General features: G+C 59.4%; 18 protein-coding genes. 14 read left to right on the top strand and 4 right to left on the bottom strand.

What is annotated here, in order from left to right; all coding sequences use genetic code 11:
• Positions 1-5: 5 nt before the first annotated feature.
• Genes F0320_RS11060 through F0320_RS11050 form a run of 3 tightly spaced genes read right to left on the bottom strand, consistent with a single transcriptional unit; the run spans position 6 to position 2,996 of the window.
• The gene (locus F0320_RS11060; RefSeq protein ID WP_126328574.1) at positions 6-1,538 is read right to left on the bottom strand and encodes an ABC transporter substrate-binding protein; all 1,533 of its coding nucleotides are present in this window, start codon (positions 1,536-1,538) and stop codon (positions 6-8) included.
• Positions 1,539-1,553: 15 nt separating this feature from the next.
• Positions 1,554-2,129 carry a D-alanyl-D-alanine dipeptidase gene (ddpX, locus tag F0320_RS11055; RefSeq protein ID WP_149323778.1) on the bottom strand — a complete coding sequence of 192 codons (576 nt, stop codon included), beginning with the start codon at positions 2,127-2,129 and terminating at the stop codon, positions 1,554-1,556.
• A 12-nt stretch (positions 2,130-2,141) separates the two neighbouring features.
• Positions 2,142-2,996 (bottom strand): MurR/RpiR family transcriptional regulator, encoded by an 855-nt coding sequence (locus F0320_RS11050; RefSeq protein ID WP_126328572.1) that lies wholly within the window; start codon positions 2,994-2,996, stop codon positions 2,142-2,144.
• Positions 2,997-3,262: 266 nt separating this feature from the next.
• Here F0320_RS11050 and F0320_RS11045 point away from each other — a divergent pair, with 266 nt between their 5' ends.
• The 14 genes from F0320_RS11045 to dsbG all read left to right on the top strand — a co-directional run bounded on the left by F0320_RS11045 (position 3,263) and on the right by dsbG (position 19,383).
• Positions 3,263-4,744 (top strand): alpha/beta hydrolase, encoded by a 1,482-nt coding sequence (locus F0320_RS11045; protein WP_126328571.1) that lies wholly within the window; start codon positions 3,263-3,265, stop codon positions 4,742-4,744.
• A gap of 93 nt (positions 4,745-4,837) precedes the next feature.
• Positions 4,838-6,049: a diguanylate phosphodiesterase gene (locus tag F0320_RS11040; protein WP_126328570.1), complete on the top strand. Its 1,212-nt coding sequence runs from the start codon at positions 4,838-4,840 to the stop codon at positions 6,047-6,049.
• Positions 6,050-6,137: 88 nt separating this feature from the next.
• Positions 6,138-7,028 (top strand): aminoimidazole riboside kinase, encoded by an 891-nt coding sequence (locus tag F0320_RS11035; RefSeq protein ID WP_126328569.1) that lies wholly within the window; start codon positions 6,138-6,140, stop codon positions 7,026-7,028.
• Between the two features lie 172 nt (positions 7,029-7,200).
• Entirely contained in the window at positions 7,201-8,718 is a 1,518-nt protein-coding gene (locus F0320_RS11030) for a carbohydrate porin (protein ID WP_126328568.1), read from the top strand.
• 66 nt (positions 8,719-8,784) lie between these two features.
• Positions 8,785-10,155 (top strand): sucrose-specific PTS transporter subunit IIBC, encoded by a 1,371-nt coding sequence (locus F0320_RS11025; RefSeq protein WP_023619263.1) that lies wholly within the window; start codon positions 8,785-8,787, stop codon positions 10,153-10,155.
• The gene (locus tag F0320_RS11020; protein WP_126328567.1) at positions 10,155-11,561 is read left to right on the top strand and encodes a sucrose-6-phosphate hydrolase; all 1,407 of its coding nucleotides are present in this window, start codon (positions 10,155-10,157) and stop codon (positions 11,559-11,561) included. Before F0320_RS11025 ends, F0320_RS11020 begins: the two co-directional genes overlap by 1 nt.
• 28 nt (positions 11,562-11,589) lie before the next feature.
• A complete protein-coding gene (locus F0320_RS11015) occupies positions 11,590-12,597 on the top strand; it encodes a LacI family DNA-binding transcriptional regulator (RefSeq protein ID WP_126328566.1) in 1,008 nt (335 codons plus the stop codon).
• Between the two features lie 98 nt (positions 12,598-12,695).
• Positions 12,696-14,246 carry a methyl-accepting chemotaxis protein gene (locus tag F0320_RS11010; RefSeq protein WP_126328565.1) on the top strand — a complete coding sequence of 517 codons (1,551 nt, stop codon included), beginning with the start codon at positions 12,696-12,698 and terminating at the stop codon, positions 14,244-14,246.
• A gap of 200 nt (positions 14,247-14,446) precedes the next feature.
• The gene (locus F0320_RS11005; protein WP_126328564.1) at positions 14,447-14,866 is read left to right on the top strand and encodes a hypothetical protein; all 420 of its coding nucleotides are present in this window, start codon (positions 14,447-14,449) and stop codon (positions 14,864-14,866) included.
• A gap of 5 nt (positions 14,867-14,871) precedes the next feature.
• Complete coding sequence (locus tag F0320_RS11000; RefSeq protein WP_149323799.1) at positions 14,872-15,432, top strand: RNA polymerase sigma factor; 561 nt, start codon at positions 14,872-14,874, stop codon at positions 15,430-15,432.
• Positions 15,433-15,519: 87 nt separating this feature from the next.
• The gene (locus F0320_RS10995; protein ID WP_126328563.1) at positions 15,520-15,891 is read left to right on the top strand and encodes a hypothetical protein; all 372 of its coding nucleotides are present in this window, start codon (positions 15,520-15,522) and stop codon (positions 15,889-15,891) included.
• 48 nt (positions 15,892-15,939) lie between these two features.
• Positions 15,940-17,964, top strand: a complete 2,025-nt coding sequence (locus F0320_RS10990; protein WP_149323777.1) for a protein-disulfide reductase DsbD family protein — start codon at positions 15,940-15,942, stop codon at positions 17,962-17,964.
• A 7-nt stretch (positions 17,965-17,971) separates the two neighbouring features.
• Entirely contained in the window at positions 17,972-18,583 is a 612-nt protein-coding gene (locus F0320_RS10985; protein ID WP_126328561.1) for a DsbA family protein, read from the top strand.
• A gap of 41 nt (positions 18,584-18,624) precedes the next feature.
• On the top strand, positions 18,625-19,383 hold the full coding sequence (gene dsbG / locus F0320_RS10980) for a thiol:disulfide interchange protein DsbG (RefSeq protein WP_126328560.1): 759 nt from the start codon (positions 18,625-18,627) through the stop codon (positions 19,381-19,383).
• Between the two features lie 41 nt (positions 19,384-19,424).
• On the opposite strand, the gene F0320_RS10975 is transcribed toward dsbG, so the two are convergent.
• The gene (locus F0320_RS10975) at positions 19,425-20,717 is read right to left on the bottom strand and encodes a glycoside hydrolase family 10 protein (RefSeq protein ID WP_126328559.1); all 1,293 of its coding nucleotides are present in this window, start codon (positions 20,715-20,717) and stop codon (positions 19,425-19,427) included.
• Positions 20,718-20,724: the final 7 nt, after the last annotated feature.

Genomic DNA, 20,724 nt, shown 5'->3' with positions numbered 1-20,724 from the left:
AACGGTTACTTGCTCATGGTGGCGATGTTGAACACCTGCTCGAGCATTGGATTAAAGGTGAAGCCTTTGACCTCTTTGTTCATCGCCAGCTGGTAGTTTTTCTGGAACAGATAAACGTAGGCCGCCTCGTCGATAACCACCTTCTGCGCCTGCTGGTAATCTTTGGTGCGTTCCGCCTGGTCGGTGGTTTTCAGCGCGGCCTGCAGGAGCGAATCCACCTCTTTGTTCTCATAGAACGAGCGGTTGCCCGGCAGCCCTTTTTTGTCCGATTCGAACCAGTAGTTCATGAACATGTACGGGTCGGCAAAGTCCGGACTCCAGTTGCCGATGGCAATGTCGTAATCGCCTTTTCCGACGCGGTCGCGCATGGTGGCATTGGCCAGTTTTTCCAGCTTGACGCTAATGCCAATCTTGCCGAGGCTGCCCTGAGTGGAGAGGGCGATAGGCTCCCAGTTCGGATCGTTATCCGAGTAGAGGAAGGTCAGGCTGGCGGGTTTGTCTTTGACCTTCTCCAGCGCGGCTTTGGCTTTGGCCTCGTCAAAGCTGTACTGCATTGCCGTGGCGTCATAGCCCCACATGCCTTCCGGGATCGGGCCGCGCATCTGCTTGCCGTTGCCGCTCAGAATGCCTTTCACCATGCCCTGGTAATCCGTCGCCCAGGAGATGGCCCGGCGTAAATCCACCTGATTGAGCGGCGCTTTGCCGTTGTTGAGATAGAGGTAAGTCACGCGCAGGGACGGGTATTCCGCGACGGCGACTTTGCCTTCCTGCTTCAGGGCCGCGAGCTGATCGACCGGCAGGGAGTCGGCAATGTCCAGATCGCCGCGGGAAAGCTGCAGTCGGCGCGAGGCGCTCTCTCCGATAATTTTCACCGAGACGCGCTTAAAGTGCGGTTTTTCACCCTGCCAGTGGGGGTTAGGCACCAGGATCAGCTGCTGGCCTTTCTGCCAGCTTTTCAGCATAAACGGCCCGGAACCGGCGGTGTTTTGCGCCAGAAAACCGCGCGCATCATCTGCCGCGTTGGCCTTCAGCACCGCCGGATTAATGATGGACGCCCCGTCGTTTGCCAGCGTGTAGAGGAAAGGCGCGAAAGGCTGGCTGAGGGTGAACTTCACCGTATGGTCATCGACGACATCAATTTTCAGGTCTTTCGGGAAGGCTTCAGACGGCCCCTGACCGAGCTTCAGCAGGCGCTCAAAGGAGAGTTTTACCGCCTCGGCGGTGACCGGCGTACCGTCGGAGAATTTCGCGTTATCCGCCAGGGTAAAGGTCCACTCTTTCTGGTCGTCGGACGCCTTCCAGCCCGTGGACAGATCGCCCTCCACCTCGGTAGAGCCTGGCTTGTACTTGACCAGACGCTGGTAGGACGGATAGGTGACGGTCCAGTCGTTGTTATCAATAGTGATGGCAGGATCGAGCGTTTGCGGGTCGGCGGCTTTACCGATCGCCAGCATATCTTTCGGGACGGCAGCCAGCGCCAGCGGTGCGCTCAGGGCCAGCGTGGCGGCGATCAGCGTCGAGAGAAGCGATGTTTTCATGGCAGTGCTCCAGGTTTAGAGAGAAGTGTGCGTCAGGGGAAAACAGGCAAAACGGTCGTCAAGCAGCGGGTAGCTGGCGGCGTTCGGCAGTTCGAAGTGCCACCATTCGCTGCTGATACCGACAAAACCGCCGCCAAACATGATGGCGTTCAACAGCAGACGGTTGCGCTGGGCGTGCGGCGGCACGGAGGGGTGATACGGATGCGAGCGGTCGTGCATTTCGTCAAAACCGGCACCCATATCCAGCACGGCGTTATGTTCATCCATCAGGGTGACGTCGATGGCCGTACCGCGGCTGTGATTGGAGCCAATCGCCACGTCGACCACGTACTCCGGGTTCGGGCAGGCATCCCACAGCTGGGCCTGCGCCTGCTGCGGCCGATAGGCGTCGTACACCACCAGCTTCAGCCCGGCCAGCGAGGCAATGCTGATGGCTTTTGCCAGCGCGGTGGCCGCATCGGTATGCAGCAGGCACAGCGACTCCTGATAGATCGGGCGGCCGGTGATGTTGTCGGCGGTGGCGTACTTCAGATCGATATGCAGCGCGGGAAACGTCTTCGCCACATCAATCAGTTCACTCTCTTCGGGCATAGCTCCGCTCCTTTAGCGTTCGAATTGACCAAACTCTTGTTGTAATTGCCGGTTTACCGCCAGACGCGCCGGGAGCGCATCACCCAGCGCTTCCACCACGCCCGACAGCAGCAGGTTGAACAGACAGCTCACGGGGGCAAGCGAATCCCAGAAGTGACCGGTATCGGTTTTCACCTGCAGTAAATCCATCGGGTAATCCCGCGCCCACGGGCACCAGATGTCGGTGATCAAGGCCAGCGGAATGCCTTTCTCGCTGGCGACGCGGCAGTACTGACGGGCCATCGCGGAGTAGGTGCGCGTATCGGTCAGCACGACGTACGGGTGCGCAAACCCCGAGTTGAGGGATTCCACCCAGCTGCCGGAAGCCCCCTCCGAATAGCTCACGCGCGGGCGGAGGTACTCGAGGTGGCTGAAGAAAGCGTTGGCAATCCCGCGCGTGGACTGGATCCCCAGCACAAACACCGCGTCGGCGTGGGCGAGGTTGTGCACCACCTGACGGAAGGCGTCCGTTTGCGCCAGCTGGTATACCTGCGTGATGGCATCCACTTCCAGCGATAGGGCGTGCTGAAGGCGGCTGGAAAGGGGGCGCTGCTGCTGCCAGGAGTCCAGCCGCTCGTTCATGCCCCAGGGCTGATACGGATCGCGCAGGCTTTTTTTGGCATCTTCCAGGTTGCGATACCCCAGCTTGCGCAGGAAGCGTCCGACGGTAATTCCGCTGGTCCCGCTCGCCTGACCGACGCTCTCCGCCGTTTCAAACGGGATTTGCGCGGCGTGCGCCAGCAGCCAGCTTCCGACCCGCTTTTCGCTGGGCGTGAGCTGGCTGAACGTCGCTTCGATACGGCTCAACATCTCAGGTTTCGTCGTCATACCGCCTCGCTGTTAACAGGCTGTCAATGGCTGAGTTTTTGTTACCTGGTTAACAATGCATGACGCGTGCCATGTTCACAGGGCGGATAAAACCCGCTGCGCGGTAAACTTCATGCAATATTTGTTTAACCAATGCTCAACATTTGTGCAGCGTAGTTCACTTTTGGTGCACCGGCTGAGCAGGCAGGTATGAATTTAGTGAATCCGTCAGTCCGTTCACATTTTTGATAAGATAGATGTACTGTGAATATAAAAGGGATCCCGGCATGGCAAATCTGCCCTGGCGAATCAGCGTGCGCCTGATGGCGCTTGCAAAGAAAATAGGGATTGTCGTCGGGATCGTCCTGGTCGTCCTGCTGGCGGTGCGGGCGTATCTCTCCCAGCAGGGGCCGGAACTGCACCTGTGGCATACCTGGCGGGCCGATGAGATGTCCGTGCGCGAGATGGATAACGCCAATTTTGCCGGGTATATCGCGCGGGAAAACGCTATTTTCGCCGATCTTGATAATGCGGTGACGGCGAAAACAGCGGGCGAGGAACAAACCCCGTTAAACCGTTACTACCGCCAGAGCCTGGTGTGGCCCGGTCAGTTTACGCCCGATGCCAACCGCTCCTTTGTGCTGATGCCTGCCGGAAAGCCGCGCGGCGCGGTAGTGCTGCTGCACGGTTTGACGGACTCGCCCTACAGCGTCCGACGCCTTGCCGTGAACTATCAACAGCACGGCTTTGTGGCCGTGGTCCCGCGCCTGCCCGGGCACGGCACCGCGCCCGGCGCGCTGACGGACGTCGACTGGGAGATGTGGCTGGCAGCGACGCGTCTTGCGGTGCGGGAAGCCACGCGTCTGGCGGGTGAGTCAGTGCCTCTGCATCTGGTGGGCTACTCCAACGGCGGGGCGCTGGCGATGAAATATACCCTCGATGCGCTGGACGCGCCTGCGCTTCGTCGACCGCAGCAGGTGATACTGCTCTCACCGATGATCGGCGTGACGGCTTTTGCACGCTTTGCCGGTTTCGCCGGGCTACCGGCGCTGCTGCCGGCGTTTGCCAAAGCGGCGTGGCTGAATATCTCTCCGGAATATAATCCGTACAAATATAACTCGTTCCCGGTGAACGCCGCCCGCCAGTCATGGCTGCTGACGAAGGCCCTGCAGGAGCAAATCGGCCGCGAGGCGCGGGAGAACAGGCTGGCGAATTTGCCGCCGATCCTGGCGTTTCAGTCGGTCATGGATTCCACGGTCAGCACCCGCGCGGTGGTGACCGGCCTGTTTGACCAGCTTCCGGCAAACGGCAGCGAGCTGGTGGTGTTTGATATCAATCAGGCAGCCAGCTTCCGACCGCTGTTCAAACCGTCGTCGTGGACGGCAACTTCGGCGCTGCTGCCGGTTGCGCAGAGGTGTTACGGTGTCACGATTATTACCAATTCGGACGCACACAGCTTCTCGACGGTGGCGAAAATCACCCCGGCCGGCAGCACCCGGGAGACGGTCGTGCCGCTTGCGCAGGCCTGGCCGCAGGATGTCTATTCGCTGTCGCATGTTGCGGTCCCGTTCCCGCCGGATGACGATCTGTATGGCCGTGAGCCTGTTGTGAAAAACCGCTACGGCATCAGCCTGGGGACGATTGCGCTCTGGGGCGAAACGTCCGTGTTGAGCGTCGGCAAAGAGGCGCTGATGCGCGTCACCTCGAATCCGTTCTACGACTATATGCAGGAGAGGATAGACAGTCACATTGGGGACGCGGAAAGGTAACGTTCCCTTTTAGTGTGAATATGTTAGGTCGCATTGATAAAGTATGTTAAACAGTAGCTTTAAGGCACCTTTCTCACTCCGGAACCCTTTTTTGTGCTGACCACGCTGATTTACCGAAGCCAGTTGAATTTATCCCGCCCCTCCACCGAGCTGCGGGAGCTGGTAGAGCGCGCCCGGATCCGCAATGCCAACCAGAGCATCACCGGAGTTCTGCTCGCAAAAGGCAATGATGTTCTGCAAATCCTCGAAGGGTCGGAAGAGAGCGTGGTTACGCTGTTTCATAAAATTCGGGATGACAAGCGGCACAGTGGGGTGGTTGAACTGCTGCGGGACTATGGTCCGCGCAGACGGTTCGAAAACGTCGGTATGCTGCTTTTCGATCTCCAAACCCAGTCGCCGAAAGAGGTGCTGCATTCGGTTCTGCATTACAGCAAGCTGGACAGCTATCTGACCTCCGACGATCGGGTGTTCAAATTCATTCAGACATTTATTACGGGCAGACGCCCATCCCCGTCGGGAGCACGCTACGCTCCAGAAAAATGGTCGCTTTCGTCGGAAGCGTCACCCTTTGGCGCGAGTCTGGGCCTGATGGCTAATCAAACCTGTCAGTTCGCACTCCAGCCCATCGTTGAGCCCTCTGAAGGGAAGATCAGCTCTCTTGAAGCCCTCATCCGCGGCAACGACGGCGGCAGCCCTGAGCATTTCTTCAGCACCCTCGATCCGGACAAAATTTACGAAGTCGATCTCCAGACGAAAGCGTATGCCTTTGCGCTGGCAAAAAAACTGGGTATTGGCAGCCATAAAATTGCGGTAAACCTGCTGCCGATGTCGCTGGTGAATGTTCCTGGCGCAGTGGAATTTCTGGTCGAGCAGATTAAACTGCATGGCCTTCAGCCGGAGCAGGTGGTCATTGAAGTGACTGAAAACGAGATGATATCCGGGCTTAACCAGTTCAACAGCGCTATCAAGCAGCTTCGCGGCGAGGGCGTTGGCCTGGCAATCGATGATTTCGGTTCCGGCTATGCCGGCCTTTCGCTGCTGACTCGCTTTCAGCCGGACAAAATTAAGATCGACCGCGAAATTGTCAGCAATATCCACCTGAGCGGCCCTAAGCAGGCGATTGTGCGCTCCATCATCAGCTGCTGCTCGGACCTCGAAATTACCCTTGTGGCCGAAGGGATCGAGAAGATAGAGGAGTGGTGCTGGCTGGAATCTGCCGGTATCCGCCGCTTCCAGGGCTTTCTGTTTGCCCGTCCGCAGCTTAATGGCGTCGGTGATATTCACTGGCCGCATCTGGTGCGTTAGCCAATTTTCCTCCCGCGTTATTTCCCCTTCGTCCTGCCTGTGCTTAAATAGCTAAAACGGTTTAACATTGTTTAGCTGCGAGGATCACATGAAAAAAATCTGGGTACTTGGCGATGCGGTGGTGGATTTGCTGCCCGATGGAGAAGGCAGATTGCTGCAGTGTCCCGGCGGCGCACCGGCAAACGTTGCGGTCGGTATTGCCCGCCTGGGCGGCCAGAGCGCCTTTATCGGCAGGGTTGGCGACGATCCATTCGGGCGCTTTATGGCGAAAACGCTCGCTGACGAAAAGGTCGACGTGAAGTCTATGCGCCTTGACCCGGCGCACCGCACCTCAACGGTGGTGGTCGATCTCGACGAGCACGGCGAACGCTCGTTTACCTTTATGGTGCGCCCGAGCGCCGATCTGTTTCTCGAATCCGCCGATCTGCCGACGTTCAGCGCCGGGGAATGGCTACACGTCTGTTCCATCGCGTTAAGCGCAGAGCCGAGCCGTTCTGCGACGTTTGAGGCGATGGCCACCATTCGCGAGGCGGGCGGTTACGTCAGCTTCGACCCCAATATTCGCCCAGATCTCTGGCCGGATGAGAACGAGCTGCGTCGCTGCCTGGAGCAGGCCCTGCAGAGCGCCGACGTGGTGAAACTCTCCGTCGAAGAGCTGGCGTTTTTAACCGGAAATGTCGAGGTAAACGTCGGTCTGGACAGGCTGATGGCGCGCTGTCCGGCGCGTCTGGTGCTGGTCACCCAGGGCAAGGAGGGCGTGATCGCCTGGCATCAGGGTACCGTAAAACACTATCCGGCTACGCCCGTAGAGTGTGTCGATACCACCGGCGCGGGCGACGCCTTCGTTGCCGGGCTGCTTTACGGGCTGGCCGCTGGACAGGACCTGACGCCGGTCATCGCGCTTGCCCAGCGCTGCGGCGCATTAGCCACCACGGCCAAAGGGGCGATGACTGCATTGCCCTGGCAGCACGACCTGTAATTTTTCCTCTCCTGGCCGCCATCCGGCGGCCTGAATTGTCGCCTCGATCACACTTACTAAAACGGTTTAGCAAAAAAGATTGCCGATACAAAATTCAGAGGTTTAGTATCAGCAACCTAAACCGGTTTAGCAATTTAGCACGTTTAATGACTTCTTTTAGGGATGCGACAAAATGTATAAAAAACGCAGACTTGCCGTGATGATAGGCATGCTGGCCGGAAGTACCTCTGTTTTTGCCCAAACGGATATGACAAGTATCGAAGCGCGACTTGCCGCGATGGAGCAGCGCCTCCAGGCGGCGGAAACGCGTGCGCAGGTGGCTGAGAAGCGCGCCACCGATGCGGAACAAAAAACGCAGCAGCTGGTTGCCGCCCAGCAGCAGGCGCAAACGACAACCCAGGCGGTGGCGCAGCGCACCAGCGCGCTGGAGAAGAAGGCGGATCAAAGCAGCGGGTTTGAGTTCCACGGCTACGCCCGCTCGGGCCTGCTGATGAACGATGCGGCCTCCAGCAGCAAAAGCGGTCCTTATCTGACCCCGGCCGGTGAAACCGGCGGTGCGGTAGGGCGTCTGGGTAACGAAGCCGACACCTACGTCGAGCTGAACCTGGAGCACAAACAAACTCTGGATAACGGGGCGACCACGCGCTTTAAGGCGATGCTCGCCGACGGTCAGAGAACCTATAACGACTGGTCAGCCGATACCAGCGATCTCAATATTCGCCAGGCCTTCGCGGAGCTGGGCAACCTGCCTGATTTTACCGGCGCGCTGAAGGGCAGCACCTTCTGGGCGGGTAAACGCTTCGACCGCGACAACTTTGATATTCACTGGCTGGACTCCGACGTGGTGTTCCTGGCCGGTACCGGCGGCGGCGTCTACGACGTGAAGTGGAACGATTCGCTGCGCAGCAACTTCTCCATCTACGGCCGCAACTTCGGCAGCGTGGAGCAGACCGACAATAACGTTCAGAACTATATCCTCAGCATGAACCACTTCGCCGGACCGTTCCAGCTGATGGTGAGCGGCCTGCGTGCGAAGGATAACGACGACCGTAAAGACACCAACGGCGATCTCATCAAAACCGATGCCGCCAATACCGGTGTTCATGCCCTGGTCGGGTTACATAACGAGAGCTTCTACGGCCTGCGGGAAGGGACCGCCAAAACGGCGCTGCTGTACGGTCACGGGCTGGGTGCGGAAGTGAAAAGCATCGGTTCCGACGGCGCGCTGCTCTCTGAGGCGGATACCTGGCGCTTCGCAAGTTACGGTGTCACGCCGATCGGCGGTGGCTGGAGCGTTGCGCCCGCCGTTCTGGCGCAGAGCAGTAAAGATCGCTACGTCAAGGGCGATAGCTATGAGTGGGTAACGCTCAACACCCGCCTGATCAAAGAGGTGACGCAGAACTTCGCGCTGGCGTTTGAGGGCAGCTATCAGTACATGGATTTAAATCCGGAAGGCTACAAGGACCGGAACGCCGTTAACGGCAGTTTCTACAAGCTGACCTTTGCTCCAACGTTAAAAGCGAGCAAAATCGGCGATTTCTTCAGCCGTCCGGAGCTGCGCCTGTTTGCCACCTGGATGGACTGGAGCAGCAAACTGGATAATTACGCCAGCGATGATGCCTTTGGCAGCAGCGGCTTCAACGCCGGCGGGGAATGGAACTTTGGGGTCCAGATGGAAACCTGGTTTTAACCCATCACGCTCCCGCCTGGCGGGAGCGTTTCGCACATCATAAAAAGAAGTCAGGCAGAGGTATCTATGGATTTTAATCAAATCGCCCGCGAGCTTATTCCGCTGCTCGGTGGCAAGGAAAATATCGCCAGCGCGGCGCACTGCGCAACGCGTCTTCGTCTGGTGCTGGTCGATGACGCGCTTGCCGATCAGCAGGCGATCGGTAAGGTCGACGGCGTAAAAGGCTGTTTTCGTAACGCCGGCCAGATGCAGGTGATTTTTGGCACGGGCGTAGTCAACAAGGTCTACGCCGCGTTTATTCAGGCGGCGGGGATTAGCGAATCCAGTAAATCTGAGGCCGCAGATCTGGCGGCGCGCAAGCTGAACCCGTTCCAGCGCATTGCCCGTCTGCTCTCCAATATCTTTGTCCCGATCATTCCCGCGATTGTGGCGTCCGGTCTGCTGATGGGCCTGCTCGGCATGGTGAAAACCTACGGCTGGGTCAATGCGGATAACGCCATCTACATCATGCTGGACATGTGCAGCTCCGCGGCGTTTATCATTCTGCCTATTCTGATCGGCTTTACCGCCGCGCGGGAATTTGGCGGTAACCCGTATCTCGGCGCGACGCTGGGCGGTATTCTGACCCACCCGGCGCTGACCAACGCCTGGGGCGTGGCGTCGGGCTTCCACACCATGAACTTCTTCGGCCTTGAGATCGCGATGATTGGCTATCAGGGCACGGTATTCCCGGTGCTGCTGGCCGTCTGGTTTATGAGCATCGTGGAGAAAAACCTGCGCCGCGCGATCCCGGACGCATTAGATCTGATCCTGACGCCGTTCCTCACCGTCGTTATCTCCGGCTTTATCGCCTTGCTGATTATCGGCCCGGCGGGGCGCGCCTTAGGTGATGGTATCTCCTTTATTCTTAGCACGCTGATCGCCCACGCGGGCTGGCTGGCCGGGCTGCTGTTCGGCGGGCTTTACTCGGTGATTGTGATCACCGGTATTCACCACAGCTTCCACGCGATTGAAGCCGGGCTGCTCGGTAACCCGTCGATTGGCGTGAACTTCCTGCTGCCGATCTGGGCCATGGCGAACGTGGCGCAGGGCGGCGCCTGTCTGGCGGTGTGGTTCAAAACCAAAGATGCCAAAATCAAAGCCATTACCTTACCGTCGGCGTTTTCTGCGATGCTGGGCATCACCGAAGCGGCCATTTTTGGTATCAACCTGCGCTTCGTTAAGCCGTTTATCGCCGCGCTGATCGGCGGCGCGGTGGGCGGGGCCTGGGTGGTATCTGTCCATGTTTACATGACCGCCGTTGGGTTGACCGCTATTCCGGGCATGGCCATCGTGCAGGCCAGCTCGCTGCTCAACTATATTATCGGTATGGTGATTGCCTTCGGCGTGGCGTTTACCGTCTCACTGCTGCTGAAATATAAAACGGACTCTGAATAATGACGTTACCTTCCCGCTGGCCTGCGATACTGCAGGCCGTTATGAAAGGCCAGACGCGGGCGCTTGCGGATAGCCACTATCCGCAGTGGCATCCCGCGCCGGTGACGGGGCTGATGAACGATCCCAACGGGTTCATCTGGTTTGCCGGCCGCTACCACCTGTTCTATCAGTGGAACCCGCTGGACTGCGAGCATCGGTTTAAATGCTGGGGGCACTGGAGCTCTGCGGACCTGGTGCACTGGCGGCATGAGCCGCTGGCGCTGATGCCGGATGAAGAGTATGACCGCAACGGCTGCTACTCCGGTAGCGCCGTGGACAACCACGGCGTCCTGACGCTTTGCTACACCGGCAACGTCAAGTTTGATGACGGCAGCCGCACCGCCTGGCAGTGTCTGGCCGTAGAACAGCCCGACGGAACCTTTAAGAAGCTGGGGCCGGTGCTGGCGCTGCCGGAAGGCTACACCGGCCACGTGCGCGACCCAAAGGTGTGGCAGCACGACGGGATGTGGTACATGGTGCTCGGCGCGCAGGATGTGCAAAAGCGCGGCAAGGTGCTGCTGTTTAAATCAGCCGATCTGCACGCCTGGACGTCCTGCGGGGAAATCGCCGGTCACGGGGTTAACGGCCTGACGGACGCGGGTTATATGTGGGAGTGTCCGGACCTGTTCGCGCTCGACGGAACGCATGTTCTGATCAGCTGTCCGCAGGGGCTGGCCCGCGAGCCGCATCGCTATCTCAACACCTATCCGGCCACCTGGATGAGCGGGGCGTTTGACTATGAAAACGTCGCATTCGATCACGGCGAGCTGCACGAGCTGGACGCGGGCTTTGAGTTTTACGCCCCGCAAACCACGCTGGCTGAAGACGGCCGACGCATTCTGATCGGCTGGATGGGCGTACCGGACGGGGAAGAGATGCTTCAGCCAACCCGGACGCACGGCTGGATGCACCAGATGACCTGTCCGCGCGAATTACGCTACCGAGACGGCAGGCTCTGGCAGACCCCGGCGCGCGAGCTGGCGGCGCTGCGTGAAGATGAGCAGCGCTGGCAGGGGCGCGCCAGCGAGGCGCCGGACCTGGACGCGACGCGCCTGGAGTTTGAGCTGAGCGCATCGCAGGTGAGTGTCGATTTTGGCGGCACGCTGCGCCTCACTGTCGATGAGCAGGGTATACGCCTGGAACGCGCGAGCCTGAAAACTGGTGAAACGCTGACCCGATACTGGCAGGGCGAGGTCAGCCATTTGCGCGTTCTCTGCGACCGCTCCAGTACTGAAATTTTCATCAATCACGGTGAAGGGGTGATGAGCAGCCGCTATTTTCCTGACCATCCGGCCCGGGTGCGATTCGAAGGTGCGTCCGATATCACATTACGCTACTGGTCGCTGCGCGCCTGCATGATAGAATGAGGGTTTTGGCAGCCGGATCTAAGTCGTTGTGAGAAAAACAAAACGCGTCACCATTAAAGACATCGCGGAGCTGGCGGGGGTGTCAAAAGCCACCGCCAGCCTGGTACTGAACGGTCGCAGCAAAGAGCTTCGCGTGGCGGAAGAGACGCGCGAGCGCGTGCTGGCGATTGCAAAAGAGCACCACTATCAGCCCAGCATTCACGCCCGGTCGCTGCGCGATAACCGCAGCCACACCGTTGGTCTGGTGGTCCCGGAGATCACCAACTACGGTTTTGCCGTCTTTTCTCACGAGCTGGAAACGCTGTGCCGCGAGGCGGGCGTTCAGCTGCTGATCTCCTGCAGCGATGAAAACCCGGGGCAGGAGACGGTGGTGGTGAACAACATGGTGGCGCGTCAGGTGGACGGGCTGATTGTGGCCTCCAGCATGCTTAACGATGCGGACTACCATAAGCTGAGCGAGCAGCTGCCCGTTGTCCTGTTTGACCGCCACATCAACGACAGCGCGCTGCCGCTGGTGATCACCGACTCCATTACCCCGACGGCGGAACTGGTGGCCGACATTGCGCGCCAGCATCCTGATGAGTTCTACTTCCTCGGCGGTCAGCCGCGCCTTTCTCCGACGCGCGACCGTCTGGAAGGGTTTAAGCAAGGTCTGCGAGAGGCCGGCGTAGCGCTGCGCCCCGAGTGGATCATTCACGGCAACTATCACCCGAGCTCCGGGTACGAGATGTTTGCTGAACTCTGCGCCCGTCTGGGGCGTCCGCCAAAAGCGCTGTTCGCCGCCGCATGCGGTCTGCTGGAAGGGGTGCTGCGCTATATGGGCCAACACAACCTGTTGCAAAGTGATATCAGGTTAGCCAGTTTTGACGATCACTATCTCTACGATTCGCTGACGATTCCCGTGGATACCATTCGTCAGGATAACCGCCAGCTGGCGTGGCACTGCTTTGATTTGATTAGCAAACTGATCGAGGGAGAGACCCCGGAACCGTTGCAACGCAAGCTGGCTGCCACCCTGCAGCGGCGCTATAAGTGAGCAATATAGCTCGGACCGATACATCAATAACTTTAATTAATTTAAGTTTTGGAAGAGCCGATAACCATAAGGAATAATTCTCCTTGAGGTATTGGTTTATGTCGTTGAAAAAGTCGTCCCTGATCGTTCTGTTCTCGCTGCTTTTCTTCTTTGTTGTCAGCACCGTGACCAGCGTTGGCCTCATCATTAAAAGTAATAACTCCCTGGATAACGTCAACAAAGAGATCCAGGTTGTGCTGTCCATTATTGACCCCATCAACCATAGCCGTACGCTGCGCGTGCGGGTGATGGAGTATGTGAAGATGGTGGAAGCGGGAAACTCGGCGGACGGGGCTGCTAAGCTAACCGCCGTGAAAGAGGCGCTGACCAAAGCGGACCACGCCTTTGCGGCCTTTATGGCGTCGCCGCGCCTGAGCGATGAAGCGTCGCTGGTGACTGCCTATCAGGATGCCTGGCAAAACTACCGCAACCAGGGGCTGGCGCCGCTGATCGATGCCGCCGAGGCGCACGATGTGGCCAAATTTAACGCGCTGATCCCGGAAGTCTCCCGCCTCGACCGCCAGTACGAGATCGTTCTCGACCAGGTCCTTTCCGTCCACCAGAAATACGCCAAAAGCCTGAACGAGGATGCGAGCAGTAACTTCGTCTCCGGCCTGGTGATTATTGCCGCTATCGCCTGCCTGTTTGTGGTGGTGATTGTCGCCGTCAGCCTGCTGATGAAGCGCTTTGTATTTGCGCCGGTCAACCTGGCGCGCGAGCACTGCAGCCAGATTGCGGCGGGCAAGCTGGACGTTCCGGTGCCGGTCAAGGGGAGTGCACATAACGAAATCGATCATCTTATGAGCTCAATGGAGCAGATGCGTCAGGCGCTGCTGGCGACCATCGCCCAGGTGCGCGATGCGAGCCATACCGTCACGCACGCGGCGCAGGAGATTGCCTCCGGGAATATCGACCTGGCGTCACGCACCGAACAGCAGGCTTCCGCGTTAACCCAGACGGCGGCGAGCATGGAAGAGCTGAGCGCGACGGTGGCGAACAATACCGACAACGTCTATCAGGCCGGTAAACTGGTGCAGGACGCGGTGAAAAATGCCCACACCGGTGAGGCGGTGACCCGTGAAGTCATCGACACGATGAATACCATCGCGGCGAACTCGAAGCGCATCGAAGACATTACCAGCGTGATCAACAGTATCGCCTTCCAGACCAACATTCTGGCGCTGAACGCGGCGGTTGAAGCGGCGCGCGCCGGCACGCAGGGGCGCGGCTTTGCGGTCGTGGCCAGCGAAGTGCGCACCCTGGCGCAGAAAAGCGCGGTGGCGGCTAAAGACATCGAAAGCCTGATTGCGCAGTCGGTATCCAGCGTGAAAAACGGTGCGGAGCTGGTCAGCCGCTCGGGTGAGGTGATTGACTCGATTATTTCGTCGGTGAATAAAGTGAATACGCTGATGGAGCAGATCTCCGTCGCCTCCGAAGAGCAGAGCCGCGGGATCGGCCAGGTCGGGCAGGCGGTGACCGAAATGGACGGCGTGACCCAGCAGAACGCCGCGCTGGTGCAGCAGTCCGCTGCGGCAGCGGCCTCGCTGGAAGAGCAGGCGCAGCAGCTTTCGCGGAGTATTTCGAGTTTTAGTTTGCCGGTGCAGGCGTAAGCCTTTGACATGTGCCGGGTGGCGCTGACGCTTACCCGGCCTACGAAACCTATAGGCCCGCGCAAGCGTCAGCGCCGCCGGGCAATAACCGCGAATGTGCGGCCAGAGTAATTATTTCATTCACCCCAGCAATATTTCCCTCCCTCATCCGTCTACCTCATCACAAGCCATAATCAGTTACTGTAAACGAGGTAAAAACCATGAGAGATTTTGATATGCACGACAGAGGTCACGGGCGCGGATTCGGTCGCCACCGTATGGGCAAGGGTTTAGTCATCGGCTCGGTGATATTCATCGTGCTCGGCCTGGTGGTGATGACCCTGTGGAACGCCTTGCTCCCGGCCATCCTCGGCGTGAAGGCCATCGGATTCTGGCAGGCGCTGGGCATTCTGGTGCTGAGCCGCATTCTGTTTGGCGGGTTGGGTTTCCGCCCGGGGATGTTTGGTGCGCACCGCCGGATGCACGAGCGCTGGATGAACATGACGCCAGAACAGCGCGAGGCGTTTATTCAGCAGCGTCGCGAAGGGTTCGGTCGCCACGGACGCGGGCACTGCGGCTGGCACGGCCATCGTGACGATAAGCGCGACGACGCCACGCCAAAAGCGCCGGAAGCAGAGTGAGCGAGATGAAAGCCGGGGAGGCGGGCGGATCCATGCTGATGTCGGCGCTCAATGCCTGCCGCGCCCGGCTGAAAGCCTTCATTCGCGGACGGACGTCCGTTCGCGATGATGCCGACGACATTTTGCAGGAAGTCACCTATCAGCTGATGAAAGTGGAGCAGCCGGTCGAAAACGTCGCCGCCTGGCTGTTCCGCGCGGCGCGTAACGAGATGACCGACCGGGCGCGTAAAAAGCGCGAAGTGTCGCTCTCCGGCTATTTTACGGGCGGAGACGAAGAGGGTTTCCCGGAGGACGAGCTGGCCGAAACCCTGTTCGGCGTAGCGCACACGCCGGAAGAGGAGTACCTCAAAACGCTGCTGTGGGAAGAGCTGGGCCAGGCGTTGTCTGAACTTCCGCCGACGCAGCGGGAGGCGTTTGAAAAGACCGAGCTCCACGGCTACAGCATTAAAATGCTGGCAGAGGAGACCGGCGCCAGCGAACAGGCGCTGTTATCCCGCAAGCACAAGGCGGTGCTGTTTCTGCGCACGCGGCTGCGGGACGTCTATGACGCGCTGACGGGCGAATAGCGGCGGCAGACAAAACCTTACACTTCCGGCACTTGTAGATTCATCACTATCGTTTATGATCGGGGCGTCTTGTCACTCTGGATTGTTATGCGCAACCGTCAGCTCCTCGGAAAATGGCTTTTGATTATCACCTGTCTCGCGATGGCGCTTTGCCTCGTGCAGCGTGCGGTGATGCTCAACCATTTTTTACAGGGACTGGATCCGCAGATTTCCCTGAGTGCAGATGCCCCGGCTCAAACCAGCAGCACCGAACAGCCCGGCCCGTCGCCGTGTCAGCTGGGCGCGCACTCGCTGCTTTGTGCGCAGCCGCTGTTCTTCGACGGCGCTCTGCCGGCCATTATCATCTTCTTCGCGCTGCTGCAGCTGCTTACGCAAGGGCGGGCATTGGCTCCCGCAGTACAGCCCGTTCAGGCACCGCCTCCCCGAATACACCTTAAAAACTGCGTTTTCCGTGAATGAAAAACATCGTCACCACACGATAATTTTTCAATGTTCACGGAGTACAACATGGTTAACCTCTTCAGGGGATTCGTCTTCCTGTGGCTGTCCTGCATCGGCATTGTCCATGCGGCGGACACCGGCTGGCTGGTTTCCCCCCAAAACGATCACGCCCGCATCCGCTTTCAGGCGGAGAGGGAGCAAACGCACGTTAAAGGCCTGCTCACCGTTGAGCTAAAGCCCGGCTGGAAAACCTACTGGCGATCGCCGGGCGAGGGCGGCGTCGCGCCGAAAATCAGCTGGCCGGATGGCGTAACGGACAGCTGGTCCTGGCCGGTCCCGTCGCGCTTCGATATCTCCGGCATGACCACGCAGGGCTATCACGATAAGGTCACAATCCCGATTACGCTCGACGGAGTGGAGGGCGACACGCTCGACGGAACGCTCACGCTCTCGACGTGCAGTAACGTCTGCCTGCTGACGGACTACCCGCTGCATCTCGATTTTACCCAGCCGGTGGATGAGGGCTTCCGCAGCGCCTTTGAGCAAGCGATGCGCGCCGTGCCCGGTACGTCAGGCGTATCCGCGGATCTTGCCGCCTGGCTCGCTGGCGACAAGCTGGTGATTACCGGCACGACGGACGGGAAGTGGGATAATCCGGGGATCTACTTTGACCCGCTGGAGGGTGACATTCTTCCCGGCGAGCCGGTCATCAAACACGACGGCAATACGCTTCGGGTGGCGGTTCCCGTGACCGACGAATGGGGCGATAAACCCGCCTCGCTGGAAGGCAAAAGGCTGTCGTTTGTGCTGACCAGTGGCGGCAATGCGCAGCAAACCGCCATGACCGTTGGGATAGCGCCCGAGGTGACCTCAGCGCCGGACGGGACGGGAAAAATGGTGCTCTTTGCGCTGCTGGGCGGGCTGATCCTGAACCTGATGCCCTGCGTGCTGCCTGTCATGGGCATGAAGCTTAACAGCATCCTGCAGGCGGGATCGGACAGGCGCGCCATCAGGCTGCGCTTCCTCGCCACCAGCGCCGGGATCCTCACCTCCTTTATGCTGCTGGCGGGAATGGTGACCGCGCTGAAGCTGGCCGGGGCGTCGCTGGGGTGGGGCATTCAGTTCCAGAACCCGTGGTTTATCGGCCTGATGGTCGCCGTCACCTTCCTGTTTGCGCTGAACCTGTTTGGCGTGTTTGAGATGCTGCTGCCTTCCGCCGCTACGGGACGGTTGGCTACGGCAGGTGGCGCGGGGATTGGCGGCAGCTTCTGCGAAGGGATGTTCGCCACGCTGCTGGCGACGCCGTGCTCCGCGCCGTTCCTCGGTACGGCGGTCGCCTTTGCCCTTGGCGCACCGCTGCACTCCCTGTGGCTGATCTTCCTGATGCTCGGCGTGGGCATGAGCCTGCCGTGGCTGTTTGTCGCTCTGGTGCCGAAAACGGCCATGCTGCTGCCGAAACCCGGCCGCTGGATGAATACGCTAAAAGTCGTTCTGGGCCTGATGATGCTCGCCTCCAGCCTGTGGCTGGCGACATTGTTAAGCGTGCATCTGGGCGAGGCGGTCAGCCAGATTGTGATGCTGGTGCTCATCGCCGTCGCGCTCGCGCTGTTAGCCCTGAAGGGGCAAAAATCCTCACCGCTGTTCTGGCTCGTGATTATCGCGTTGTCGGCGCTCGGCGGGTATCAGGCGCGCGGGCTGCTTAACGCGCCGCCTGACGCTCCGGCGCAGAATGCCGCTCAGTCCATCCCGTGGCAGCCGCTCAGCGAGGAGGCCATCCAGCAGGCGCTGGCGCAGGGGAAGCGGGTGTTTGTGGATATCTCGGCGGACTGGTGCGTGACCTGCAAAGTTAACGAGCATCGGGTGCTGAATCAGCCGGACGTCATTGCCGCGCTGCGCCAGCCGGACGTGGTGGCCCTGCGCGGAGACTGGAGCCAGCCGTCCGCGTTTATCGCGGATTTTCTGGCGAAGCGAAACCGTTACGCTATTCCGTTTAACGCGGTGTATGGCCCCGGCCTGTCTGACGGCGAAATCCTCTCGCCGCTGCTGGACAAGCGCACCCTCATCACCACCCTGACCAACGCAAAAGGCTAACTGTGTTATGAAACAAATCCTTATTACGCTTCTGCTCCTGCTGGCCCCGGTTCAGGTGTTCGCTGCCCAGCCGCTGACGCCGGACCAGGAGCAGCGTGCGCAGAAGATGATCGCTGATTTCCTGTTTAACGATCCGAACTCCCCGCGCATCGGCGCGAAAAACCCAAAGCTCACCCTGGTTGTGTTTACCGACTACAACTGCCCGTACTGTAAAAAATTCGATCCGTACCTGGAGAAGATCGTCGAAAAGCATCCGGACGTCGCGGTGGTCTTTAAATTTTTACCTTTCCGCTCGGAAAGTTCGCTAACCGCGGCGCGCGATGCGTTAACGCTCTGGCGTCAGGATCCGGGGCAGTTTATGAAGCTGAACCATACTCTGATGGCGAAAAAGGGCTACCACGATGACGCCAGCATTCAGGAGGCGCAGAAGCGGGCGGGCGTGAGCGTCACCGCGCCGGATGACGAGAGCCTGATGACGATCAAGCGCAGCCTGATCGTCGCGGAAAAAATGGGGATCCAGGGCACGCCCGCCACGCTCATCGGCGAGGGACTGCTGCCCGGCTGGGTGCCGTTTGAACAGTTCGACGAAATGGTCAGTGACGCACTGAAAAACCGCTAACCTGAAGGGGGCGGAATGCCCCCGACAAACCGGAGAGGGAAATGAAAAGATTACTGTTACTTTCAGCGCTGGCGACGTCAGGGCTGGTGCAGGCCGCTGAAGCCATACCGGACGTGGTGAAGCACTTCGGCGAGCAGCAGAACATTAAAATCATCAAGAAGCTGGATGCGCCCGGCGGCGCGCCCGCCTGGCTGGGGCAGTATCAGGATATGGGCGTGACGCTCTTTTTAACCCCGGACGGCAAGCACGTCATTTCAGGCTATCTGTACGATGACAAAGGAAAAAACCTCAGCGAAGGCTATTTCCAGAAAGAGATCTACGCCCCGATGGGCCGCGAAATGTGGAAGAACCTCAACGCGGCGCATCCCCTGAAGGAAGGGGCGGATAACGCCCCGCGTAAAGTCTTTGTTTTCGCCGATCCGTTCTGTCCGTACTGCAAGCAGTTCTGGGCCGAAGCGCAGCCGTGGGTGAAGGCGGGCAAGGTGCAGCTCAACACGCTGCTGGTGGCATTTCTCAACCCCAACAGCGGGCGTAACGCCTCGGCGATTCTGAATGCGAAAGATCCGGTTTCGGCGTGGCGCGAATACGAGCTTTCCGGTGGGAAAAAATTACCGAAGCCTGAGGGCGAGGCTTCCCGTGAGACGGTTGAGATCCTGCAGAAGCACCAGACGCTGATGGACAGCCTGGGCGCTAACGCCACGCCGGCCATTTACTATCTGAATGCGGAAAATGAGCTGCAGCAGGTGGTCGGTATGCCGGATGCGCAGCAGCTTGAGGCGATGTTCGGGCCGAAGCCGTAAAAAAAACAGGCAGAAACGGGATGTTTCTGCCTGGTCATCAATCAGCTACCCCAGCGTCCTCGGAGGTAGTTTACCGCCTGCTGGGTCTGCGGCTGGTTCAGGTAATCTTCCCGAAACAGGATGGTGCCGTTCACGTTGGGCAGCGAATCGTTGAGATCGAGCTGTTTTTTCAGCTCCGGCACGCCGCCCTGAACCGTCCAGTCCGGTTCGTTTCTCGACGGCTCGCCCACCTTGTAGAACGCAATGCCGATATACAGGCGAGTGTGGGTCGGCTTAACGACGTCGGCCCACCATTTGGTCAGCACGTCGTAGCGCGCGGCGTCCCGGGAGAAGGGCCAGTAAATCTGCGGAGCGATGTAGTCGAGCAGGCCCTGCTGAACCCACTGACGCGTATCGGCGTAGGATTCATCGTAGGCCGCGGCGCCGCGGGTGTCCGAGCCTGCCGGGTCAAAGGAGCGGTTACGCCACACGCCCGCCGGGCTGACGCCAAACTCAACGTCGGGCTTAGTCTGTTTAATCGCGCGGGACACCTGGACGATCAGCTGCTGCGTGTTGTGTCTACGCCAGTCGGCCTTTGAGGCAAATCCCTGACCGTACTGCCGCCAGGTCTGTGCGTCATTCAGCGCGGACCCCGGCGATTCGGCGTAAAAGTAATCATCAAACTGCACGCCGTCTACCGGGTAGTTCGCCACCACTTCGGTCACCACTTTGGTGATCCAGTCGCGCACTTCCGGAATACCGGGGTCGAGAACAAAACGGTCGCCTGAGATGCGCACCCACTCCGGATGCTGAACATAGACGCTGGACGGGGTCTGATAGGCGGTCCGGTTCAGGGCGGCGATGGTGGACGGCTTCGTGTTGGTCGACACGCGGTACGGGTTGAACCAGGCATGGACCTTCATGCCGCGCTTGTGCGCTTCATCCAGCATAAACTGCAGCGGATCGTATCCCGGATATTCGCCGATGTTGCCCGTCAGCATATCCGACCACGGTAAAATTTTTGATGACCAGAGGGCCGTGCTGTCCGGCTTCACCTGGAAAAACACCGTATTAATGCCGAGGTGCTTAAGGTTGTCGAGCTTGCTTGTCAGCGCCTGCTTTTGCATCGCGATGCGCTGGTCAGCGCTGCGGCCATTCACCGAGGCAACCGGCGGCCAGTCGAGACGAGAGACGGTCGCCAGCCAGATCCCGCGCATCGGCTCGTTTGCCTGCTGCGTCGGTTTGCTCGCGGTGGGGAGAGGGGTAACCAATGATTTGGGTGGTTTTGAGGAGCAACTCACAAGTAAAAGCGCGCAGGCAGCCAGCGCACCAATCCGTTTTACGTGTCGCGTCATTTGCGTA

Origin of the sequence: Enterobacter dykesii (assembly GCF_008364625.2) — a bacterium.
Classification (GTDB): Bacteria; Pseudomonadota; Gammaproteobacteria; order Enterobacterales; family Enterobacteriaceae; genus Enterobacter; species Enterobacter dykesii.
This window is presented reverse-complemented; position numbering and strand designations above follow the sequence as displayed.

Bases quoted from the DNA above. Each gene is read 5' to 3' on its own strand.
- F0320_RS11060 (WP_126328574.1), bottom strand. From the start codon at position 1,538: ATGAAAACATCGCTTCTCTCGACGCTGATCGCCGCCACGCTGGCCCTG.
- ddpX (WP_149323778.1), bottom strand. From the start codon at position 2,129: ATGCCCGAAGAGAGTGAACTGATTGATGTGGCGAAGACGTTTCCCGCG.
- F0320_RS11050 (WP_126328572.1), bottom strand. From the start codon at position 2,996: ATGACGACGAAACCTGAGATGTTGAGCCGTATCGAAGCGACGTTCAGC.
- F0320_RS11045 (WP_126328571.1), top strand. From the start codon at position 3,263: ATGGCAAATCTGCCCTGGCGAATCAGCGTGCGCCTGATGGCGCTTGCA.
- F0320_RS11035 (WP_126328569.1), top strand. From the start codon at position 6,138: ATGAAAAAAATCTGGGTACTTGGCGATGCGGTGGTGGATTTGCTGCCC.
- F0320_RS11030 (WP_126328568.1), top strand. From the start codon at position 7,201: ATGTATAAAAAACGCAGACTTGCCGTGATGATAGGCATGCTGGCCGGA.
- F0320_RS11025 (WP_023619263.1), top strand. From the start codon at position 8,785: ATGGATTTTAATCAAATCGCCCGCGAGCTTATTCCGCTGCTCGGTGGC.
- F0320_RS11020 (WP_126328567.1), top strand. From the start codon at position 10,155: ATGACGTTACCTTCCCGCTGGCCTGCGATACTGCAGGCCGTTATGAAA.
- F0320_RS11010 (WP_126328565.1), top strand. From the start codon at position 12,696: ATGTCGTTGAAAAAGTCGTCCCTGATCGTTCTGTTCTCGCTGCTTTTC.
- F0320_RS11005 (WP_126328564.1), top strand. From the start codon at position 14,447: ATGAGAGATTTTGATATGCACGACAGAGGTCACGGGCGCGGATTCGGT.
- F0320_RS11000 (WP_149323799.1), top strand. From the start codon at position 14,872: ATGAAAGCCGGGGAGGCGGGCGGATCCATGCTGATGTCGGCGCTCAAT.
- F0320_RS10995 (WP_126328563.1), top strand. From the start codon at position 15,520: ATGCGCAACCGTCAGCTCCTCGGAAAATGGCTTTTGATTATCACCTGT.
- F0320_RS10990 (WP_149323777.1), top strand. From the start codon at position 15,940: ATGGTTAACCTCTTCAGGGGATTCGTCTTCCTGTGGCTGTCCTGCATC.
- F0320_RS10985 (WP_126328561.1), top strand. From the start codon at position 17,972: ATGAAACAAATCCTTATTACGCTTCTGCTCCTGCTGGCCCCGGTTCAG.
- dsbG (WP_126328560.1), top strand. From the start codon at position 18,625: ATGAAAAGATTACTGTTACTTTCAGCGCTGGCGACGTCAGGGCTGGTG.
- F0320_RS10975 (WP_126328559.1), bottom strand. From the start codon at position 20,717: ATGACGCGACACGTAAAACGGATTGGTGCGCTGGCTGCCTGCGCGCTT.